Annotated in this window: 20 protein-coding genes and 3 pseudogenes; 15 read left to right on the top strand and 8 right to left on the bottom strand. The window is 58.9% G+C overall.

Going from position 1 to position 21,139, the window contains the following annotated elements; translation table 11 throughout:
• The first annotated feature begins 1 nt into the window (after position 1).
• A complete protein-coding gene (locus BJ928_RS32185; RefSeq protein WP_047635837.1) occupies positions 2 to 925 on the top strand; it encodes a response regulator transcription factor in 924 nt (307 codons plus the stop codon).
• 220 nt (positions 926 to 1,145) lie between these two features.
• Positions 1,146 to 1,943, top strand: a complete 798-nt coding sequence (locus BJ928_RS32180) for a creatininase family protein (protein WP_047635838.1) — start codon at positions 1,146 to 1,148, stop codon at positions 1,941 to 1,943.
• Here the strand turns inward: BJ928_RS32180 and BJ928_RS32175 are convergent.
• Complete coding sequence (locus tag BJ928_RS32175; protein WP_047635900.1) at positions 1,931 to 2,899, bottom strand: LysR substrate-binding domain-containing protein; 969 nt, start codon at positions 2,897 to 2,899, stop codon at positions 1,931 to 1,933. The genes BJ928_RS32180 and BJ928_RS32175 overlap by 13 nt on opposite strands.
• 184 nt (positions 2,900 to 3,083) lie before the next feature.
• Between BJ928_RS32175 and BJ928_RS32170 the strand changes: the two genes are divergently transcribed.
• The 11 genes and pseudogenes from BJ928_RS32170 to BJ928_RS32125 all read left to right on the top strand — a co-directional run bounded on the left by BJ928_RS32170 (position 3,084) and on the right by BJ928_RS32125 (position 10,770).
• Positions 3,084 to 4,100, top strand: coding sequence for an ABC transporter substrate-binding protein (locus BJ928_RS32170; protein ID WP_047635839.1), 1,017 nt, complete (start codon positions 3,084 to 3,086; stop codon positions 4,098 to 4,100).
• 52 nt (positions 4,101 to 4,152) lie between these two features.
• Positions 4,153 to 4,977: an ABC transporter ATP-binding protein gene (locus BJ928_RS32165; RefSeq protein WP_047635840.1), complete on the top strand. Its 825-nt coding sequence runs from the start codon at positions 4,153 to 4,155 to the stop codon at positions 4,975 to 4,977.
• Positions 4,978 to 5,042: 65 nt separating this feature from the next.
• Positions 5,043 to 5,843: an ABC transporter permease gene (locus BJ928_RS32160; protein WP_120296765.1), complete on the top strand. Its 801-nt coding sequence runs from the start codon at positions 5,043 to 5,045 to the stop codon at positions 5,841 to 5,843.
• Complete coding sequence (locus BJ928_RS32155) at positions 5,843 to 7,156, top strand: cytosine deaminase (protein WP_047635842.1); 1,314 nt, start codon at positions 5,843 to 5,845, stop codon at positions 7,154 to 7,156. Before BJ928_RS32160 ends, BJ928_RS32155 begins: the two co-directional genes overlap by 1 nt.
• 1 nt (position 7,157) lies before the next feature.
• Complete coding sequence (locus BJ928_RS32150; RefSeq protein WP_047635843.1) at positions 7,158 to 8,567, top strand: FAD-binding oxidoreductase; 1,410 nt, start codon at positions 7,158 to 7,160, stop codon at positions 8,565 to 8,567.
• Complete coding sequence (locus BJ928_RS32145; RefSeq protein WP_047635844.1) at positions 8,564 to 9,145, top strand: NAD(P)H-dependent oxidoreductase; 582 nt, start codon at positions 8,564 to 8,566, stop codon at positions 9,143 to 9,145. The genes BJ928_RS32150 and BJ928_RS32145 overlap by 4 nt, the downstream gene beginning before the upstream one ends.
• Before the next feature lie 61 nt (positions 9,146 to 9,206).
• A pseudogene (locus BJ928_RS39500) lies at positions 9,207 to 9,352 on the top strand (IS6 family transposase); the annotation flags it as partial.
• A pseudogene (locus tag BJ928_RS39495) lies at positions 9,347 to 9,693 on the top strand (type II toxin-antitoxin system VapC family toxin); the annotation flags it as partial. The pseudogenes BJ928_RS39500 and BJ928_RS39495, both read left to right, overlap by 6 nt.
• 4 nt (positions 9,694 to 9,697) lie before the next feature.
• Positions 9,698 to 9,832 (top strand): annotated as a pseudogene (locus tag BJ928_RS32135) (integrase); the annotation flags it as partial.
• A gap of 276 nt (positions 9,833 to 10,108) precedes the next feature.
• On the top strand, positions 10,109 to 10,372 hold the full coding sequence (gene vapB / locus BJ928_RS32130) for a type II toxin-antitoxin system VapB family antitoxin (RefSeq protein WP_047635846.1): 264 nt from the start codon (positions 10,109 to 10,111) through the stop codon (positions 10,370 to 10,372).
• On the top strand, positions 10,369 to 10,770 hold the full coding sequence (locus BJ928_RS32125) for a type II toxin-antitoxin system VapC family toxin (RefSeq protein ID WP_047635847.1): 402 nt from the start codon (positions 10,369 to 10,371) through the stop codon (positions 10,768 to 10,770). Before vapB ends, BJ928_RS32125 begins: the two co-directional genes overlap by 4 nt.
• Before the next feature lie 242 nt (positions 10,771 to 11,012).
• Here BJ928_RS32125 and BJ928_RS32120 read toward each other — a convergent pair whose 3' ends face one another.
• The 5 genes from BJ928_RS32120 to BJ928_RS32100 all read right to left on the bottom strand — a co-directional run bounded on the left by BJ928_RS32120 (position 11,013) and on the right by BJ928_RS32100 (position 15,597).
• Complete coding sequence (locus BJ928_RS32120) at positions 11,013 to 11,315, bottom strand: hypothetical protein (RefSeq protein WP_052227938.1); 303 nt, start codon at positions 11,313 to 11,315, stop codon at positions 11,013 to 11,015.
• A 190-nt stretch (positions 11,316 to 11,505) separates the two neighbouring features.
• Positions 11,506 to 12,924 carry an LLM class flavin-dependent oxidoreductase gene (locus BJ928_RS32115; RefSeq protein WP_047635848.1) on the bottom strand — a complete coding sequence of 473 codons (1,419 nt, stop codon included), beginning with the start codon at positions 12,922 to 12,924 and terminating at the stop codon, positions 11,506 to 11,508.
• A gap of 304 nt (positions 12,925 to 13,228) precedes the next feature.
• Positions 13,229 to 14,143 (bottom strand): diguanylate cyclase, encoded by a 915-nt coding sequence (locus BJ928_RS32110; protein WP_245432648.1) that lies wholly within the window; start codon positions 14,141 to 14,143, stop codon positions 13,229 to 13,231.
• A 360-nt stretch (positions 14,144 to 14,503) separates the two neighbouring features.
• A complete protein-coding gene (locus BJ928_RS32105) occupies positions 14,504 to 15,034 on the bottom strand; it encodes a chromate transporter (RefSeq protein WP_047635850.1) in 531 nt (176 codons plus the stop codon).
• Positions 15,031 to 15,597 (bottom strand): chromate transporter, encoded by a 567-nt coding sequence (locus BJ928_RS32100; RefSeq protein WP_120296763.1) that lies wholly within the window; start codon positions 15,595 to 15,597, stop codon positions 15,031 to 15,033. The genes BJ928_RS32105 and BJ928_RS32100 overlap by 4 nt, the downstream gene beginning before the upstream one ends.
• A 105-nt stretch (positions 15,598 to 15,702) precedes the next feature.
• Here BJ928_RS32100 and BJ928_RS32095 point away from each other — a divergent pair, with 105 nt between their 5' ends.
• Positions 15,703 to 16,629 carry a LysR family transcriptional regulator gene (locus BJ928_RS32095; protein WP_120296759.1) on the top strand — a complete coding sequence of 309 codons (927 nt, stop codon included), beginning with the start codon at positions 15,703 to 15,705 and terminating at the stop codon, positions 16,627 to 16,629.
• A gap of 121 nt (positions 16,630 to 16,750) precedes the next feature.
• Positions 16,751 to 17,629, top strand: a complete 879-nt coding sequence (locus tag BJ928_RS32090) for a hypothetical protein (RefSeq protein WP_047635851.1) — start codon at positions 16,751 to 16,753, stop codon at positions 17,627 to 17,629.
• A gap of 45 nt (positions 17,630 to 17,674) precedes the next feature.
• On the opposite strand, the gene BJ928_RS32085 is transcribed toward BJ928_RS32090, so the two are convergent.
• Positions 17,675 to 18,415: an ROK family protein gene (locus tag BJ928_RS32085; protein WP_052227945.1), complete on the bottom strand. Its 741-nt coding sequence runs from the start codon at positions 18,413 to 18,415 to the stop codon at positions 17,675 to 17,677.
• Positions 18,416 to 18,453: 38 nt separating this feature from the next.
• Positions 18,454 to 20,874 carry a glucan 1,4-alpha-glucosidase gene (locus tag BJ928_RS32080; RefSeq protein WP_052227939.1) on the bottom strand — a complete coding sequence of 807 codons (2,421 nt, stop codon included), beginning with the start codon at positions 20,872 to 20,874 and terminating at the stop codon, positions 18,454 to 18,456.
• Positions 20,875 to 21,139: the final 265 nt, after the last annotated feature.

The raw sequence follows: 21,139 nt of genomic DNA, 5'->3' as shown, positions 1-21,139 counted from the left end.
ATTGGCCGAGCCCACCCATCCCCGCGACATAGTCCTGCTGGTGGACGATTCGCCAGAGGCGCTTGGTTTCCTGACCGACGCGCTCGAGCAATCCGGCTTCTCCGTGCTGATCGCCACATCCGGGTCGGCGGCGCTCAATATCGTCGAGCGCATCACGCCCGATCTCATCCTGCTTGATGCCGTCATGCCTGTCATGGATGGTTTCGAGACCTGCCGTCGGCTCAAGGCCAATGCCGGCATTGCCCAGATCCCGGTCGTCTTCATGACCGGGCTCACCGAGACCGAACATGTGGTGCATGCGCTGGAATCGGGTGGCGTCGACTATCTGACCAAGCCGATCAATATCGACGAACTGCGCGCCCGCATTCGCGTTCATCTACGCAACGCCCGCTCCGCTCAAAGCGCCAGGGTGGCGCTCGACGCCGCGGGCCGTCACCTGCTGGCGGTCAAGGGCAGTGGCGCGATCCATTGGTCTACGCCGCAGGCAACTCGCCTCATCAATGCGGCAACCGGCAGCGACGACGGCCTTGAGATCGCCTCAAGGCATATCGCAACCTTCATGCTGGAACGCGAACGGCTTGGCCCGGCGCGCGACAATCTTCTTCCCATCGGCAATGGCGGCCAGACCGCGCTGCAATTCACCTTCCTCGGCGCCATCGGGGCCGACGAATATCTCTTCCGCCTGACGGCCAGTAACCAGAACGCCGACGATGAGACCCTGCGCCAGAGCTTTTCGTTGACACAACGCGAATCCGAGGTGCTCCTCTGGCTGGCCAAGGGCAAATCGAACCGCGATATTGGGGAAATCCTGGGTCTTTCTGCCCGCACGGTGAACAAGCATCTGGAACAGATCTATGTGAAGCTCGGCGTCGAGAACCGTGCATCCGCTGCGGTCAAGGCCGCTCATGTTTTGCATCGGCCCTGAAGCCAAATCTCATCCAGCAGAACGGACGGAGTTTCCCAGCGACGGAACTGCGATAGAGCCCATTGAGGTTTTCAAGCCAACACACCCTCGCCAGGCAATCGTCGCTGTCATGTTCTGCGTACGCAAAAAGGCAGCGGCACGACCGCAAATTGATGCTTTCCACCGCCAGCATCCTTGCCGTATCCGTTGACAAGCGAGATGCAGACGAGAGGATATGGTAATGGCGAAGCCCTTCTACTGGAATGAACTCAACACCTATGATTTCGCCGAGCTCTCGCCCGACACCACGATTGCGATCCTGCCGATCGCCTCGACGGAACAACACGGTCCGCACCTGCCGATCGCCACCGATGTCGCGATCGCTGAGGGGATGCTGGCGGAACTTAAGGTCCAGCGCCCGGATGATCTCGATTTCCTCGTGCTGCCGCTGCAGGAGATCGGCAAGGCCAATGAACATGTCTACGGCCCGGGCACGCTCTCGCTGGGTGCGGAGCTGCTGATCCCGGTCTGGACCGCCATCGGCGCGAAAGTCGCCGAGGCCGGTATCCGCAAGATGGTGATCGTCAACTCCCATGGCGGCAATCTCGATATCATGGGCATTGTCGCGCGCGAGCTTCGTGTGCGCCATCAGATGGCCGTGGTCGCGACGCAATGGACCCGCTTCGGCACTCCCGACGGCATGATCGACGAGCACGAGCAGCGCTTCGGCATCCATGGCGGTGACGTCGAAACCTCGCTGATGCTGCATTTCCGCCCCGAGCTCGTACGAATGGACAAGGCTCAGAATTTTTCATCCAAGGCCGAGTGGATGAAGGAGCATTCGAAATATCTCCAGCCCTTGCCGCCGCATTCGCTTGCCTGGATCGCGCACGACCTCAATCCTAACGGCGTCGTCGGCAATGCCGCCAACGGCACAGCGGAGAAGGGCGCGCTCATCTGCCGCCACGAGGTCGCAGGCTTCATCGAGATGCTGCGCGATCTGCGCGACTATCCGCTTGCCAACCTCTATTCGAAATAGGCGTCCGCGCGTCGTCGCTCGGAGAACGGGATGATATGCCCCTTCCCCTGCAGTTCCTCGACGATCCCGGCCAATTCCGCGAGCAGGTATTCGACAAAGAGGCTGGTGGCAGCATCGAGCGGTGCGCGCGTGCGGGCAAAGAGCTTCATCGGCTGAGGCCGTGAATGCGGCTCGGCGATCGGCCGGAACACCAGCTCGCCACGCCGACATTCCGTAATGACGTCAAGCGGATTGAGCAGCGTCAGCCCGGCGCCGCATTTGACCATCTGCTTCAGCATTTCCGACGCATTGCTCTCCAGCACAGGCTCGACCTGGACCGAAAGACGTGCCAGCGTCAGATTGATGACGTCCCTAAGGCTGGTGCCGGGCTGCGCCAGCAGCAGCCGCTCCTCGACCACATCCGCAAGGTTGATCGGCCCCGGTCCGATTAGAGGGTGGCCGGGCGGCAGCACGACGCCGATTGGTATATCGAAATTGCCGAGGGAACGGATACCAGGTGTCGCGGGTATGTTGAAACCAAGTCCGATATCGACTTCGCCCGACACCACCGGCGCAATGGTCGTCGAGCCGGCATCGTTGCGCAGCTGGATGAAGACCCTTGGATGTTCGGAGAGAAAGCGCGCGATGATCTCGGGCAAGGGACCGCCAGTAAGCCCGACCGTCGCAACCATCCTGACCTTACCGGCCTGCTGCATCTTGAGGCTGCGAATGCGGCCCTCCAGCCGCTCGTAATTTTTGAGAACTTCGCGAATGTGCTCGATGCAGAGCTCTCCCGCCGCCGTCAGTCGCAACCCGCGCGGCAGGCGCTCGAAGAGCGGCGCACCCATTTCCTCTTCCAGCGCGAGGATCTGTCGGTTGATCGCCGACGAGGCCACATTGAGCCGTGCCGCCGCCTTGCGGATCGAGCCGCAGCGAGCGATTTCATGGATGTAGAGAAGCCGTCTTGAATGCAGCATGCGCGTTCCCATTGCTTATTTTTTGCCCAGGCCGCACAATTTAGGCACAGACCCAGGAACAGATGCCGAAAAGGCATCAATGCGCACGAATTTTGATGCTTTTCAAAGCGCAAGGCAACCGCTCAAATGCAGGAAATGGGCGCCAACAACGACGTCCCATGGCAGATAAAGGGAACAGTCAGCCATGTATAAAGCCTTGAAGACAAAAACATTCTTTGCCGCCATAGGTCTCGCCGCCACGATCATTTCGACCGAGCCTGCAAGTGCGCTCGACAAAGTCACTTACGGCACGAACTGGCTCGCCCAGGCGGAGCACGGCGGCTTCTATCAGGCTATTGCCGACGGCACCTACAAAAAATACGGCCTCGACGTCACAATCGTTCAGGGTGGTCCCAACGCCGCCAACCAGGCATTGCTTATCTCAGGCAAGCTGGATTTCTACATGGGCAGTCCGCAGCAGGAAATCGATGCGGTCAAGCAGGGTATTCCGATCGTCGATGTCGCAGCGATCTTCCAGAAGGACCCGCAGGTGCTGATCGCCCATCCGGACGCCGGCGTCGAGAAATTCGAGGATCTCGCCAAACTGCCGACGCTCTTTCTGAGCAAAGACGGCTACGTCACCTATTTCGAATGGATGAAGGCGAACTTTCCGGGCTTCAAGGACGAACAATTCAAACCTTATAATTTCAGCCCGACTCCCTTCCTTGCCGACAAACAATCCGCACAGCAGGGTTACGTAACCTCGGAACCCTATGAGATCGAGAAGCAGGCCGGCTGGAAACCGAAGGTCTTTCTGATCGCCGATGCCGGTTATTCGCCCTATTCGACGATGATCACAACCCAGAAATCGCTCGTCGACAAGAACCCGGATCTCGTGCAACGCTTCGTCAACGCTTCGATCGAAGGGTGGTACAATTATCTCTACGGCGACAACAAGGCGGCCAACGAACTGATCAAAAAGGACAATCCGGATATGACGGATGGCCAGATCGCCTATTCCATCGCCCAGATAAAGGAACATGGGATCATCGAATCCGGCGACGCCCTCGACAAGGGTATCGGCTGCATCACCGATGCTCATTACAAGAAATTCTTCGATGAGATGGTGCAGATCAAGCTCTTCGATGCCGACACGGACTACAAGAAGGCCTTCGACACGCAGTTCGCCTGCAAGGGCGTAGGCATGTCGCTAAAGAAGTAGGGCTTGGCAACCCTCCCCCTCGGGGAGGATGGAATCGACAAGGAGCCAAACCATGACAGTGTCTGAGGCTACCAAATTCACCCAAACGGAAATGCGCAAGCGGCCGCTTGTCGCCATGGAGCAGGTCTCCAAGGTCTTCTCCAACGGTACGCTGGCGCTATCGGGCATGTCGCTCAATGTGGAGAGCGGCGAGTTCATCAGCCTGCTCGGCCCTTCCGGTTGCGGCAAGTCGACGGCCTTACGCATCATCGCCGGACTTGGTGGCGCTTCCAGCGGCAGGATCGATTGGCCAAGTTCGCGCATCAACGCCAAGGGACTGCCGGAAGGCGATATCAGCTTCGTTTTCCAAGAGCCGACACTGCTGCCCTGGAAGACAGTATTCGGCAACGTGTATCTACCACTGAAACTGCAGGGGATCTCGAAGGCGGTTGCGCACGAGCAGATCATGGAGACATTGGCAACGGTCGGCCTCAAGGATTTCGCCGAAGCCTATCCCCGCGAACTGTCCGGCGGCATGAAAATGCGGGTTTCGATCGCCCGGGCGCTGGTGACGAGGCCGAAGCTGCTTTTGATGGATGAGCCCTTTGCGGCACTAGACGAGATTACCCGTCAGAAGCTCAACGACGATGTTTTGCGTCTCTGGCAAACAACGGGGATCACCGTCATCTTCGTCACGCATTCCGTCTACGAGTCCGCCTATCTCTCCAACCGCATCGTCGTCATGAAGGCGCGCCCCGGCCGCGTCCATACCGATTTTCCATTAGAGACCAGCGGCGAGCGCGATCCCCTCTATCGGTCGTCGGAAGAATACCGAGAGGTCTGCGAAAAGGTATCTCGCTCCCTGATCGAGGCCATGGGCAGGCAGGAGGTCCATTGATGAGCGACAGCACTGGCCTGACCGCCAATCTTTCCATTGAATCCAGCGACACGCCCTCTGCCAAAATGATCGAAAAACGCAATCTGGAACGTCTGCTCGGCGTCTTTGTGCCGGTCCTGACCGTTCTCGTGCTTCTCGTTCTCTGGCAGCTTCTGGTCGTCTGCGCCGACATCCCGCAATATATCCTGCCCAGTCCGACCGCAGTCGCCAAGGCATTGTATTCCGACTGGGGCATCCTCTGGCCGGCCCTATGGGTGACGACGGAGATCACGTTCATATCGCTGATCCTGGCGCTGATCGGCGGTGTGGGCTTTGCGATCTTCCTGGTGCAGTCGCGCTGGATCGAGCTTGCCTTCTATCCTCTGGCCGTCATCCTTCAGGTAACGCCGATCGTCGCGATCGCGCCGCTGATCCTGATCTATGCGCCGACGCGCGAGGCTGCACTGTTGATCTGCGGCTTCCTCGTCGCCTTCTTTCCGATCCTTTCGAACATGGTTCAGGGCTTGAAGAGCGTCGATCACAACCTGCTCAATCTCTTCGATCTGTACGGCGCCTCGCGCTGGCAGGCATTGCTGCATCTAAAGCTGCCGGCCGCCCAACCCTATTTCATGACTGGTTTGAGAATCGGCGGCGGCCTGTCGCTGATCGCCTCGGTTGTTGCCGAATTTGCCGCCGGCTCCGGCGGCCCGAACTCAGGTCTGGCATTCCGCCTGCTCGAAGCGCAATACCGTCAGAACATGCCGCGCCTCTTTGCGGCACTCCTGCTTCTCTCGGCGCTCGGCGTCGCCATCTTCGCCTTTACCTCCTTCATCTCATGGCTGAGCCTGCATCGCTGGCATGAGAGCAGCCTCAAGCGGGAGAACTGATGTCACACGCCTTCATGTCGCCGCCGAACGCCGCCCGCTTCGTGCTTTGCAATGCCACCGTTCCCGCCGTGACGCTCTCCGGCTTCAAGGCGCCTTCGAGCGACGGTCTCGTCAGGGCCGATATCGTCGTCGCCGACGGCCTCATCAGCAACATCCTCGTGCCGGGCACAGCACCGGTCGAATATGCCAAGGTCGACATGCGGGACGGCATGGTCTGGCCGACTTTCGCCGACATGCACACCCATCTCGACAAGGGGCATATTTGGGAACGGCGGTCCAATCCGGATGGCAGCTTCATGGGGGCGCTCGATGCCGTGCGCACTGACCGCGAGGCCAATTGGTCGGCGGAAGATGTGCGCAAGCGCATGGAATTCTCGCTGCGCTCGGCTTATGCCCATGGCACCGGCCTGATCCGTACTCATCTGGATTCGCTGGCGCCGCAGCATCGGATTTCCTTCGAGGTTTTCGCCTCGATTCGCGAGGCCTGGAAGGACAAGATCGCACTGCAGGCCGTCGCTCTCTTCCCGCTCGACAGCATGGTTGACGATGCCTTTTTCGCCGACCTGCTCCGCGTCGTGCGCAGTGCCGGCGGCTTGATGGGCGGCGTCACACAGATGAACCCGGACATTGATGCACAGCTCGACAAACTGATCCGCGCTGCCGCCGACAACGGTCTCGATATCGATCTGCATGTCGACGAAACCGAAGACAAGCAGGTGCTGACGCTGAAGGCACTCGCCGAAGCCGTGCTTCGCAACGGCTTCACCGGCAAGGTGACGGCCGGCCATTGCTGCTCGCTTGCCAGGCAGGACGAAGATGTCGCCCGCGCGACCATCGATCTCGTCGCAAAGGCCGGGATTTCCATCGTCTCGCTGCCGATGTGCAACATGTATCTGCAGGATCGCCATGCGGGCCGCACGCCGCGCTGGCGCGGCGTCACGCTTTTGCACGAACTTACCAAGGCCGGCGTGCCGACCGCCGTTGCTTCTGACAATACGCGCGACCCCTTCTATGCCTATGGCGATCTCGATCCGGTCGAAGTCTTCAGGGAAAGCGTTCGCATCCTGCATCTCGACCATCCGCTAGATACGGCGGCGAGGGTTATCACCACCTCTCCATCAGCCATTCTCGGTCGCCCGGATCTCGGGCGGATCGCCGTCGGCAGCCCCGCCGATCTCGTGCTTTTCAGCGCCCGACGCTGGAGCGAATTCCTGTCCCGTCCGCAGTCCGATCGCGTCGTCCTTCGCAAGGGCAAGGTGATCGACCGCAGCCTGCCCGACTATCGTGAACTCGACAGCGTCATTGGAGCCTGACATGCCGGATTATCAGCGCATCAAGAAAGAACTCGAAGGTATCGCCGTCGAAGACAATCCGGCGCTCGTGCGCCAGAAGAGCCGCGACTTCTATTGGTATTCGCCGATCCTGAAAGCCCAGCTCGACAATGTCACGGCCGATCTCGTGGTAACGCCGAAGACCGAGGAAGAGGTGATCCGCACGCTAAAGGTCGCCTACGCGCATGACGTGCCCGTTACGCCGCGCGGCGCCGGCACCGGCAATTACGGCCAGGCCATGCCGCTCTCCGGCGGCATCGTGCTTAACCTCGCCACCATGAACAGCATCAAGGAAATCCATCCCGGCCGCGTCATCTGCGAGCCCGGCATCGTCATTGCCGAACTCGACCGCCAGACCAAGGCTCATTCGGGCCAGGAGCTGCGGTTCCATCCCTCGACCGCGCAGACCGCAACAATCGGCGGCTTCATCGCCGGCGGCTCGGGCGGTGTCGGCTCGATTACCTGGGGCGGCCTGCGCGATCTCGGCAATATCCTGCGGCTGCGCGTCGTGACGATGGAAGCAGAACCCCGTGTTCTCGATTTGACCGGCTGGGATCTGACCAAGGTCAGCCATGCCTATGGCACCAACGGCATCATCACCGAGATCGAAATGCCGCTGGCGCCTGCCTATGATTGGGTCGATGTGCTGGTCGGATACGACGATTTCATGGATGCCGTGCGCTTTTCCGATGCGCTCGCCAAATGCAACGGCATTCTGGTCAAGGAGATCGCCCCGATCGCCGCGCCCATTCCGTATGAGTATTTTGCACGCCACAAGCCCTATATCCGTCAAGGGCAATCGATCGTCGCACTGATGATCGCACCACATGCGATGGACCCCTTCATCGCCTTTACCCGGCAGCAGAAGGGCGAGATCACCTTCCGCTCCGACAAGGTGGAGAGTATGAAGGGCATCCCCCATGCGTACGAACTCGCCTGGAACCACACGACGCTGCGCGCCCTCAAGGTCGATCCGTCGATCACCTACCTGCAGGTGCAGTATCCAGGGCCGGATCACGTCGCCAAGGTGCAGAAGATGGTAGAAATCTTCGGGGACGAGGTGCCCGGTCATCTCGAGTTCATCCGCTTCGACGGGCAGATCCAGTGCGCTGGCCTGCCGCTGGTACGCTACACATCCGAGGAGCGGCTTGAGGAGATCATTAGGATTCACCAGGACCACGGCTGCCCGATCTTCAATCCGCACCGCTATACGCTCGAAGAAGGCGGCATGAAACAGACGGACGTCGTTCAGCTCGCTTTCAAGAAGGAAACCGATCCGAAGGGCCTGCTCAATCCCGGCAAGATGATCGCCTGGGACGATCCGAATTTCGACTTCAAATCAGGCAAGAACTACCTCTTTCCCGGTCTTGCCGATCTGATGGAGGCCTCATGAAGGTTCTCGTCCTTCATTCCCATCCGGTCGAGGAAAGCTATGGCGGCGCGTTGCACCGGCAAACCATAGAGAGCCTGAAACGCAGGGGACATGAGGTCGACGACTGCAACCTCTATGCGGAGGGCTTTGACCCTGTCCTGTCACGCCATGACCGGTTGATCTACCATGACTATCCCGAAAATACCGAAGCTCTGAAACCTTATGTCGAGCGGCTGGAGCGCACCGAAGCCCTCGTGATCGTCACCCCGGTCTGGAACTTCGGTTTTCCGGCCATCCTCAAGGGCTATTTCGACCGGGTCTGGCTTCCAGGCGTTTCCTTCGAACTCGTCGACGGCAAGGTGCGCTCCAAACTGCAGCATATCCGCAAGCTCGGTGCTGTCTTGACCTATGGCGCCGATCCGTTCCGAGCCTTTATTGCCGGCAACCCGCCGAAGAAGATCGTCAAGCGCGTGCTGCGCGCCCAGATAAAGCCTTTTGCGCCCGTGGTCTTCCTGGCGCATTACGACATGAACCGCTCGACAGAGACTTCGCGCAGCCAGTTTCTGGCGCGGGTCGATCGCGAGATGCAGCGATTTTAGACCAGACCTTGGTGTTGTCACATAAACGCGGCATCAGTGAATTTGGCCTGGAGACGGTGGCATGAAGAGTTCTGCCGTCAGCCACAAGCGCCACCATTACCCGCAACAAATCATCTCGAATGCAGTCTGGCTGTATTTCAGGTCTCCGCTGAGCCTGCATCTCGTCAAGGAAAGCTGCTGGAGCGTGGAATTGTCGTTTCAGCTGAGCAACCACCACTTTCGATGTTTACAACAACCATCACCGAAGCCGAGATTCTCTACGGTTTGCGGCTGCTTCCGGAGGGTCGCCGTCGTCGCGCGCTTGAGACCGCCATTCTTCCGAATTTATCGACGATTTTTCCGGACGCGTGCTGCCGTTAGATCGCGACGCCGCCGACTTCTATGCGACAATCGCCACCGACAGTCGCCGAGCCGAGCGGCCGATCAACCAGTTCGACGCGCAAATCGCTGCAATTACGTTGTCTCGCGGGGCGTCACTGGCGACACGCAATATCCCTGACTTCGAAGCGATCGGCCTGCATCTTGTAAATCCATGGAACCGTGGCTAGCGGCGTGGCTAAAAGTTCGAAATCTGAAACGACGGAGGTTGCACGGCGCGCCGAAGAACTGGATGCACTCGACACCATCCTGCCACTTGACCGCCGCGATCAGCTGGCCACCTTGCTGAAGGACGAGGATGTCGCCACTGATCTGAACCCTTCAAACTGGATCAATTTTTGCGATGTTGCTTTGTAACGTGCTCCCGTTGAAATAGGCTGTTTGGGACTGAAATTTCCACCCTAAGCGGCGGGGTGAGTTCAAACTAATGGCTTTCGGAAGTAAGCGACGCGATTGGCTTCCTTGAAGCCCCAGTTTCCGCAACCACTCCTCAAAGCAGCAGCTGATTCACATGATATCTCTCTTGATAGATATCAATCGACGGACTATATCAGGATAGCTATCCAAAGAATGAGGAGGGTCGCTATGCCGGCAAGAACAGCGAAGATTTTTACCACCGGCCGCAGCCAGGCAATCAGACTTCCTGCCGAATTTCGTTTCGAAGGAAAAGAGGTCTTCGTGCGTCGTGACCCTACAACTGGCGACGTCATTCTATCACGCAAACCGGATTCCTGGGACGGTCTTTTCGCGCTCTATCGTAAAGAACCCGTACCGGACGATTTCATGGACAGGGATGACCGCAAGCAGAATTCGCAGGACCGCGATCCGTTTGAAGGCTGGCCGGAATGACGATGTGGATGCTCGATACCAATATCGCCAGCCATGTCATCAAAGGCGATCGCCCCGAAATCGTCAGTCAGCTTGCAGCACTTCCTATGGCTGACATCGTCATTTCGTCCGTCACGGAAGGAGAGTTGCTATATGGCCTTGCCAAGCGCGGCTATCCAAAGGCGCTATCGGAAAGGATCAGGCAATTCCTTCTTCGCGTCGACGTACTGCAGTGGGATCATGACGTGACGCAGACCTATGGCGACCTGCGCGCGGCTTGCGAAGCCAGAGGCACGCCGCTTGCATCGCTGGATATGATGATTGCGGCGCATGCCGTCGCGGTCGATGCAGTTCTCGTTACACGGGACAAGGCATTCACCCGGATTTCAGCGCCTCTGAAAACGGACGATTGGACCTGATGGTCTGTCATGAGAAAGCCGGCGAGCTTGAGGTCGCCGACGCAACCAAGCCCGGAACTGAGCTAAACGAAAAGAGGATCAGCGTCTTCATCCTTTATGCGCAGTAGTCGAGAGATCTGAAAATTGGCTCGTTGTTCTGGCTCGCGGAGAACGTGAAGCGCCTTGATCCGCTTGCGCATTTGGGGAAACGAGGAATCGCATTCCCCAAAAGCAGTTTAATGACAATTAAAGGCAGAAGAGCTCTAGTTGTTCAAAGCGCCGCCGATAATGGCGCCGAGTGCGAAGGCAGCGGCTGGATACCAAAGGCCATCGCTGTGACGACGATAGCCCGGGCGGCGGTCGTGGTAACCTCTGTAACCGTGATAGTAACCCGAACGGTCCTTACCCCGATATGGTCCCCATCCTGGGCGCCCCGGTCCCCGCGGCGGCATCTTGCGATGAACTTCGTCGGGACGATCGCGATGATGACGGGGCCATTCCTGTGCGTTGGCAAAGGGTGCTGCCAGCGTTACCGCGGCCATGGCGAGAATAAAGATCTTCTTCATTGGGCTTCCTTCCTTTTGATCAGGAAACCTTAGTAATCTTAAGGTGAACAGAGCGTTAACGCGTTGCTACCCTAAATAGCCGATTGCGCGAGATATCGCCGAGATCAATCCGGCCCGTCAGCCCTGAGAGCATCATCAAAGACGAGCCGAATATGCGCATACGTCAACCAAATCGGTGATATGGCAAAGCCTAGACGCCTGCCGACTTGCGCAGCGGCGCGGCAAGTTCCGCATCCCGACGCTTGACTGCCTGAATGTCGCGATAGGCATTGGCCGGGTGGGTTGCCGGCAGGTAAGGCCCATCGCCGAACAGCTTTTCGCGCAGCGTGCCCGGGCGATAGGCGGTCGCATAAGCGTCACGCTTCTGCAGTTCGGGAACGAGCAAATCGACGGCCGCCTCGAAGCTGTCTGGCGTCACGGCATAAGCGAGGTTGAAGCCGTCGACGTCGGTCTCTTCTACCCATTCCTGCAAGATATCGGCGACGGTCGAGGGAGAGCCTACGAAGACCGGCCCGGTTCCACCGATCCCGCCCCATTTAGCGAGCTCCTCGACTGTCCAAACCCGGTCCTTGCCGCCGAAATGCTCGATCATCGAGACGATGGCGTTGGTTTCCACCTTCTTCAACTCGTCGGTCGGCGCATATTGGCCAAAGTCGATGCCGCTCCAGCCGGACATGAAGACGAGCGAGCCATCGTAGGAGGCGTAGCTCTGATATTCCTCGAACAGGCGCTGCGCCTTCGCATCGGTTTCCGCAATAATCAACGTCGTGAGGTTATAGATCAGCACCTTCCTTGGATCGCGGCCAGCAGCCGCGGCCCTCTGCCTGATATCGGCAACATAGGCGCGCAGCAAAGTCTTGGTCGGAGCAGCAACGAAGACGCATTCGGCATGACCGGCTGCGAAGGCCTTGCCGGGTCCAGACGCACCCGCCTGATAAAGTACGGGCGTCCGCTGTGGCGACGGCTCGCAGAGATGATAACCGGGAACGTCGAAGTACTTGCCCTTGTGACCGATTTCATGGACCTTGGCGGGATCGGTGAAGACGCCGCGTTCGGCGTCACGCAGCACTGCACCCTCTTCCCAACTACCTTCGAACAGCTTGTAGAGAACCTCCACATACTCGGAGGCGATCTCGTAGCGGTTGTCATGGGTCTTCAAACCGCCTTGACCGATGTTCTTGGCACCGCTTTCGAGATAGGAGGTCACGATGTTCCAGCCGACGCGCCCCTTCGTGTGGTGATCGGCGGTCGCGAGCCGTCGGGCAAACGTATATGGGTGTTCGAACGAGGTGGAGGCCGTAATTCCTATGCCGAGATGCTCAGTCGCAAGGGCGATTGGCGCCGCAAGCTGGATCGGATCGTTGACCGGTATTTGCGCGGCCTGCTCGATCGCATGATAGTTCGACCCTTTGTAGACATCATAATAACCGATGACGTCAGCGATGAATATGCCGTCGAAAATGCCGCGTTCCAGCGTCCGGGCCAGATCCTGCCAATAGTCCAGATCCTTGTATTTCCACGACTTGTCGCGTGGATGTCTCCAGAGGCCGGGGGATTGATGGGCGACACAGTTCATGTCGAACGCGTTGAATCGAATATGCCTTGTCATGCCGGCTCCGGGCGAATTGCACTGGCGACCAAGCTATTTGTGGCAGTGTTTTCCGGAAAGTAATCAGATAATGTCTATATACTGTATAGGGAAATATTTTTCCCATCGCTTGCCGACAATTCGCTATTCGATGCTTGTGGTTGGCGATCGACGGCAAGGAGCCGAGGATGGGTCTGTATTGCGGCGGACGGCTTGCGGCCCAGACGAATATCCGCATGTGATCGGTAAGGTGCCAATCTGCCGTTGGCTTCCACCGCAATCCGGCGCGGCCCAGACGCCGGCACGGACAACTGCCCGGCTCAGCCTAGAGGGCCGCGTCGTAAGCGGACCATGTCGGCGGCACGATGCGGAAGCCGTTTTTCCCGGACAGTTTCGCCTCGTAAAGCCCGCGATCCGCTTCCGCGAATATGTCCTTGGATGAATGGCCGGGGACGATGATGGCGGCACCAACCGAGGTTGCAATGCGAATCGACTTTGCCGGCGTCGAGACGGTCCAGTTCAGCCCTTTAACGACCCGGTCGGCAATCTTTGCAAGATGCTCAGTCGAGACGCATTCATGAATAACGGCAAATTCGTCGCCACCGATCCGCGCCACCATATTGGCCTTGGGAACCGCGCGCGAAAGCCGATGCCCCGCCGCTTTGAGGCAGTCATCTCCGGCCTGATGGCCAAGAGTGTCATTCACGGACTTGAAGCCGTCGAGATCGACCAGAAGAAGCGCCCGGCCGGTTCGGCCCTCGGTGGCGCAGATTTCGTTGAAAAATGTCTCAAATCTGGTGCGCGACGTCAGCCCGGTGAGAATGTCATGCTCGGCCAATTGCCTGAGTTGCTCGACCATCGTCTTCTCGGCGGTGACATCCTGCTTCATCCCGAAAATTCGGGTCGCGGTCCCATCCGCGACCTCGACGCAAGCGGTTATCCTTATCCAACGGCGGTTGCCACTCGCGGTAATGATCTCGACGTCCAGGCTAAAGCCCTCGCCGGTACGAATTGCCTTCTCGCGGACCTCGTCGAGGCGCCTGCGGGTTTCCGGAGTATAGAGCCTAAGGATTTGGTTCCGCGTCAGCGGCGTTTGCGGAGCAAGATCAAAAAGCTCATAGACCGTATCTGTCCAGCTAAGCGTCTGATCGGGTAGGCTGCATTCCCACACCCCGATACGGGCAGCCTTGAACGATCGATCGAACAATTCCCGCAAATGCAGGAATTGGCGGGAACCCATTGCCTGTGGATCGAGTATTCCATTTCCATCGCAAGACACTGGAAGCCCTCACCCGCTGATCAAAAGATTATCGCCGGCTTCATTGCCGACAATCTTTTCGGAGTAGAGGATTGCATGGATTGTTTGCATTTTGGTTTCCAAAAGCCCGAACGCCGCGATTCTCACCGATATCAACAGCTCTCTTTTGAAACCAAGCCTCCGAAGTCGGCACGATCTCAAGCGAAGGACGTATTTCTGGATGCTTAGAGCAAGCAAGAGCTGCGGATTAACACCGCGTTATCGACCACCGCCGACTCGACAATCACGAAGATGGGCCCCGGCACCATCGTCCTGAGACATCCGGCGCCGGCCGATTCTCCGCTATACCTGGCCTATGCCGCTCAAGCCAACCAATGCGCCAATGCCGAGGACGACAAGCGGATGGACGCGCGTTGTCGAGAGAACAACTGCGCCGAGCGCGGCTATTACAGCCAGAATCCAGCCCTGCGTCGATGCCTCGGTGATGACGGCCGCGCTTGCCGTGACGAGCCCGGCAGTCATCGGCACCAGCCCGGCCTGCACGATCCTGCGCCACGGCCTGTCCTTGAAACGGTTCCAGAGGTGGAGCACGAAATAGGTCAAAACCGAGGAGGGGCCGAACTTTGCCGCCGACGTCACCAGAACGCCCGCCCATCCGGCGACATGCCAGCCGACCAGGGGCACGACCATCAGGTTCGGGCCGGGAGCGGCCTGCGCCAATGCGAAGAGCGCACCGAATTCCTGTGCCGTCATCCAATGCTGGACGTCGACGATCTGCCGATGCATTTCCGGCAAAATGGAATTGCCGCCGCCAAAGGCCAGCAAGGAAAGCTGCGTGAAGATGAGAGCAAGCGTAAGCAAGGTCGTGGTCATGATTCAAGCTTCCAGGTGGCGATAATGCTGATAGGCGCGAGAAGCAGCATGGTCGAGAGCAACGGTAGCCCGGCGATGGCGATGGCGACAAAGCAAATGGCGGCAACGACCAACGCGACAGGTCTGCGGCGCAGCGGCAGGACGATCTTGACCGCCATCGAGATCAGCAGGCCTGCCGCCGCCGCGGCAAGACCCGCAAACATATGCTGGATGCGCGGATCGCCGTTGAACTGATCGTAGATGACGCCGAGACCGATCACGATCGCCGTCGGCGCAACAATCAAGCCGAGAAGAGCCGAAAATGCTCCCGCAACGCCTTGGAACTTCGAGCCGATCGCAACCGACATGTTGATGATATTGCCGCCGGGCAGGAACTGACAGAGCCCGAGCAACTCGGTGAACTCCTCGCCGGTCAGCCACTTGCGATCCTCGACCACCATGCGGCGCGCAAGTGGCAAGACCCCGCCGAAGCCGATAAGACCGAGTTTGAAAAAGCCGAAGAAGAGTTCGGCGACGGTTGGCCCTTCGCGTTGCGCGACGGCGTGGGGAGAAATGGCGTCCATATCCTGGCCTGCGTGCTTCATGTCAAACAAGACGACAAAATAGGCTTTTACCGGCTGTGCGTCCAATATATGGATTATGCATTATCCATATCTATGAGATATGCCATGATCGAGCTTCGACACCTGCGCTATGCCGTTACCGTTGCCGATGAGGGGCACATGACCCGTGCCGCCGAACGGCTCGGCATCCAGCAGCCGCCGCTCAGCCAGCAGATCGCCAAGCTGGAGGCGATCGTCGGCGCGCCGCTCTTCAGGCGCCTGCCGAGAGGCGTCGAACTGACGGACGCTGGCCGTACTTTCGTGGAGCGGGCGAGGGCCGTCCTGCACGACGTCGATCTGGCGATCGAGGCGACAAGACGCAATGTCCGCGGAGAGGAGGGAAGCCTCGCCATCGGCTTTACCAGTTCGGCGGCATTTCATCCCCTTCTCACCTCGGCCGTCCGCTCGCTCGGTGAAAGGTCACCCGACGTCGTCCTCAAGCTCGAGGAAGCCAGCACGCCAGATCTCATCGCCGCGCTGCATTCCGGCCTCTTAGATGTCGCGCTCGTTCGCTCGCCCGTCGCCCAGTCGAGCGGCCTTTTGATTTCGCGCATACTCGACGAGGAAATGCTGATCGCCCTTCCCGATCGTCATCCGCTTGCGATCGCGAAGGGCGAAAGGCCTGAGCCCCTCCAATTGCAGGAACTCGCAAACGAAGCCTTCATACTATATCGGCGCCCATCAGGCCCCGGATTATACGACGGCATCATAGCGGCCTGCCTTGCCGCAGGTTTTAGCCCGAAAATACGGCATGAGGCCCCGCGATTGCTATCGACGCTCAGCCTTGTCGCCGCCGGGCTCGGGATGTCAATCATCCCGGCGTCGATGGCCCGGCTGGAGACGAACGGGATTGCATATCTAAGGCTCGATCCTCGCGCCAATCTCATCGCGCCGCTTCATCTCGCGCGCCGAGATGAGCAACCAAGCGGCGCATTGCGGCTGTTTGCCGATATTGTCCATCAGGAGAAAGCCTCGTTGAAATACGGGCAGTGAGCCGGCTATCCAATTTGTCGACAAGCACTGATCGAACGGACGTGAAATGAGTTGCGATGAAAATGGAACCAACGCGATATAGCGTATATTGCTCTATCGATTTAAACCATGGGACACGGGAATGAATTGGATGCGGCGCAGCGTTCTCGCATTCCTGGGCGGCCTTATCCTGGGTAGGCCGTCTCTCGGTCGGGCGTCCAGCAAGTCCTCGGCGTATGCCGTGTCCCGGTCCAGCTACAAACCACGTCATGTGCTTTGCTTTCTCGGCAGGGAAGATGGTCTTGCCGCGCTCCTGCAGAGTGCCCGCGCTGCTATCGCCAACTTCGGTGATGATTTCACCGCCGATGAAGATGGTTCGCAGGACGAGCCCGACGACCGGATGGTCCGTTCATTCAATATCTGCTGGGACCGCGTGGACCCTGACGCCTATGAAGAGGCCGACGAAGACGCCGTCGCCACTCACGGGTCTGTTCTTTACGTCCTCGGACCGCCGATGTCGGCCGAGGTCGCTGTCGCGACATCCGCAAGGGCCCTGGTGTTCGTGCAATACATGCTCGATCACGGTGCGATCGCGGTAAAGGGTGAGACTGCGGGGGTAGCCCACGGTATACGGCGATGGAAAGAGCTTTCCGGACAGGCGCGCCGCGCAGCCGATTCTCAAGACCTGCTGACACTTGCCAAGACCTGCCGCCTCGCCTTTGCCCGCCGGCCGATTGGCGACGATACCGAGGGAATGGCCAGCGTCGGCAATCATCTGGTCGGCTTGCCCGATGTGCACGTTACCTTTATCCGAAAAGACGATCAGCAACCGTCGACCAATGCCGAACAGCTTGAAATCGCTGCCCTGATTGACGACATCGGCGACCAGATGGCACGGGACGGCGTTGACGCAACATTGGCGGCTCGTCGCGCGGCCCTATCCGACGACAGCCGCTATGACGAAGATGAATATAAATTCAATCCGTTCGGGGTGGTGACCATTCGAGACAAAAAGCTCTGACGACGCCTATCCCCTCGCCTCATCAGGTAGGATAGCGCGCGTAGGTTAGAAGCTCAGCGTGGTATCCGTCCACAAGCGAAATCCTCCAAGAAACGCATTTTCGTTCTCGCCGACGCGGCAGCCCGGCGGCAATTCCTTGAGCTTTTCGGCATTGCCTCCGCCAATGACAATGTCATGCGGCAGCAACGCGGCCCGCAATCTCTCGACAATCTCTTCAACCGACTCCCGCCATTTCTTCTTGCCGTATTTCTCAAGGCCGCGTTCGCCGATAAAATCTTCGAAGGTGCCGCGCTTCTTGTAGGGCAGGTGGGCAAGTTCCATGGGAAGGCAGACGTGATTGACGATCATCGCCGACCCCAATCCCGTGCCGAGGCCGAGAAACAGCATATTACCGGTCTTGTAGTTGCCGATCGCCTGCATCACGGCATCGTTGACAAGCTTGACCGGCTTGCCGAAAGCGGCGGAAAAATCGAAATCCTGCCAACCGGGGCCGAGATTGTGCGGTTCGACAGCCGGCTTGTTATCTCGAACCGGGCCTGGGTATCCCATGCCGATAACGTCGTATTGCCAATCCTGAGTAAGGTCCTTGACGGCCTTGACCATCTCCTTTGCCGACATTGTCGGGCCGGACACCGCCGCGCGGCGATCGCCGCCGGAGCTTACGCGCATTTTCACATGCGAACCGCCAAGGTCGATTGCCAGCACGACAGGATCCTTCGCCGCCGCCTTAGCACTCTCTTCCTTGGGTTCCACCTTCGCTTTGCGTCCTTCTTTCACCTGGCTCATCTTCATCGGCACCTTCTATTCGTGGGGCATCCTTCGTTCTATGCCGCATCAATGACCGCGACAGAGAAATCCTCTCCTTCCCAATGGTCGGTATCTGGCCAGTAAAACGTGAAACTGATCACAGCCCCCTTGGATAGGTGTTCGCATGAAAGCTCGGCAACATGGATGCCGAAGGCATTTTGACGGGTTTCGGTATCGTTGACGCTCGCCCAACCATCAAGGCTCCAGCGCACGGCAGCCCGCGCCATGACCTCGATCCTCAAGCGCTTGCCGACGGCAAGCTGCGACAACTTATTATTGAAACGCCATAGCACGAAGGGTGCCGTAACCCTGTTTTTCACATACCGTTCGACACCCTGCGGCGGCATGTCGAAAACGGCGTCATCTCTCAGCGAGCGCAAGAGCTTGATATGTTCGGCGTGGGCCCAGACAAGCGGCATGGCGCTACCGGAGGGTCCACCGAAGACAAGGCCCAACTCCGGAATGTCGGGGCGATCCCACACTTGCTCGGGAAACAGACCACCCTGCCCCGCGGACTGTTCGAGCGTTCTCAGCAGCTCGAAGGCAGCTTCGCGTCGACCGGCCGCAAGCTCGTAATGGGCACGCTCGCCGGCAAGCAGCGGCCATGGACGCCCGATGCCCGTGCCGTCGAACGGGCCGCCGTCTTCGTGCTCGCCATAGCCGTCACCTGTATAGCGATACCATACCCGCCCCTGAGGCAGGTCGCATTTCAGTTGCGCGTCGATGACCCTGACAGTGTCGACGATGCGCGGATCATCGGCGGCCCGCAATCCGAACCGTACCAGCGCCAGGGCATCAGGACTGACGACGCGAGCGGTCGGCAGCAGCGATTCGGCGGGTGGCCTGTTCTTGATCGGCACGAAACCATCGGCAGGCGAGCTTCCATCGGCGATGTCAGGCGGCGCGATGCGGACGTAATAGCCCCTGACCCCAAGGCCGGAGCTGTCCGGATCGTTGCTGACATAGGTCCAGCGCTCGATCTGGTCGTTCCAGGCATCCGCGGTCTGCCGCAAGTAATCCGCATTATGCGATTGCCCTGCAATCTCCAGAATATCGGCGGCCGCCAGCAATGCGGCGATCTCAACCGCCAAGGTGAAGGGAGAAAAGCCGCCGTCTTCCTCCCAACGGTCCTCGCCGGTAACGGGACCGTTGACAACCACATAGCGCGCGGCACGTTCGACCATCGGTACGTAGGATAAAAGCTGCTCGCCCGTTAACGCCCCTTCCCGACGCAACGCATCGGCAAGCAGGATCGGGAAGGCGCATTCATCCATCTGTATCCCGGTCCAGTAAGGCTCGCCGTCCAGCCAGCAATTCTGCGGCCAGTGTCCATCTTCTTCCTGGATGACGCGTAGATAGGTCAGAATGCGGAGAGCATCCTGCGAGGCGCCCGCGGCCAGGAAACCGCCGGCGGTCTCGACCAGATCTCGCGGCCATACGAGATGATATCCACCAAGATCCTCGTCACCTTTGGCAAAGCCCCACGGAATGGAGAGGGAGGCAACAGCCGGCCCCTCGAAGGATAAAGGCCGGTGCGTCGCCAGAACGGCTGTCGATATCCGATAGCGATTGAGTTCGGGCGGAGGTGCTTTCGGTTCGTCGAGGGCCAGCAGCCCGTCCTGCCACGCCCGCCAGTCGGAAATATAGCTGCGTTCCGCATGCTCGTAGCCAGCCTGCAGACTGGCAAGGGCATTGTAGCCGGCTTCCTTGGCATGGCTCCCAAAACCAAGCGATATCGTAACCGTGTCATTGCCGGCGGTCAGATCGATCTCGCCGGTCAACGCGACGTTGCCATCGGCGGCATGCATGACTGCCGGGTCAAGTTGCGCCGTTTTTCGCAGTTGCTGCCATCCATCGGAGATGCCGACATAGCCGGCGGATGCCGTGCGCCAACCGCCGCTGACGGCAAGCGCAAGCGAGACACCGCCCGCGCCCGTCGCAAAAAGCATCGGCGTACCCTTATAGTCTCCCACCCAGCCCGTATTTCCGTAGCCGGCATTGACCAGATGCGGAGCCGCAAGCAGGTAGAGACGATAATCGTGGATCGCTCCTTCGAGCGGCTCGAATGATATCTGCTGAATCAGGCTACTGCGCATCGGATCGACAATGATGCGCTTGATGATCCGGTAGCGGCCGTCGATCGCCGTATTAATCAGCCGGTAAGCCGGAACGCCATCCTCGACCGTCGCGACCACGCTCTGCGTATCGCGCTTTTCATCTGAAAAGTAGCCGTTGGGGCCTGTGACGATCAATCCGATATCGCGGGTGCAGGCGCTGTCGACGCGGGGAAAATAGACTTCGTTCAGAATGCCGTGACTGAGTGTGAACCAGATGCGGCAAGCTGGCGAAAGCGCCGTGCCAACTCCGCTCTTTGCGCTGGACGTCCAGCGAGGTTCGATACCATTCACGCTAGAGCCGGAAGCATCGTAAAGCGCCATGCACTGTCTCCTCTATCGTTGCAATCTGCTCCGACAAAGATGTTTCGGCAAGGGCCGGTTTGTTGAAATCGCTGACAATAAAGGACGATCGCCCCGATGAGGCAGCGCCGTGGGCCGCATAATTCGCACGTCGACCGCGCCGCCGTCATCACAGAATCCACCCGATTTCGCTGAACCGACTAGGTGCCGTTCCGCCGCCATTGACAGCCCGCGCACGTCCTGTATTCTGTTATAAAATTGTATATAACATAATAATGGAACAATA

This window comes from Rhizobium sp. WW_1, assembly GCF_003610155.1.
GTDB lineage: Bacteria > Pseudomonadota > Alphaproteobacteria > Rhizobiales > Rhizobiaceae > Rhizobium > Rhizobium tropici_A.
Note: the sequence above shows the minus strand (reverse complement) of the source record. Positions and strands in the feature narration are given on the sequence as shown.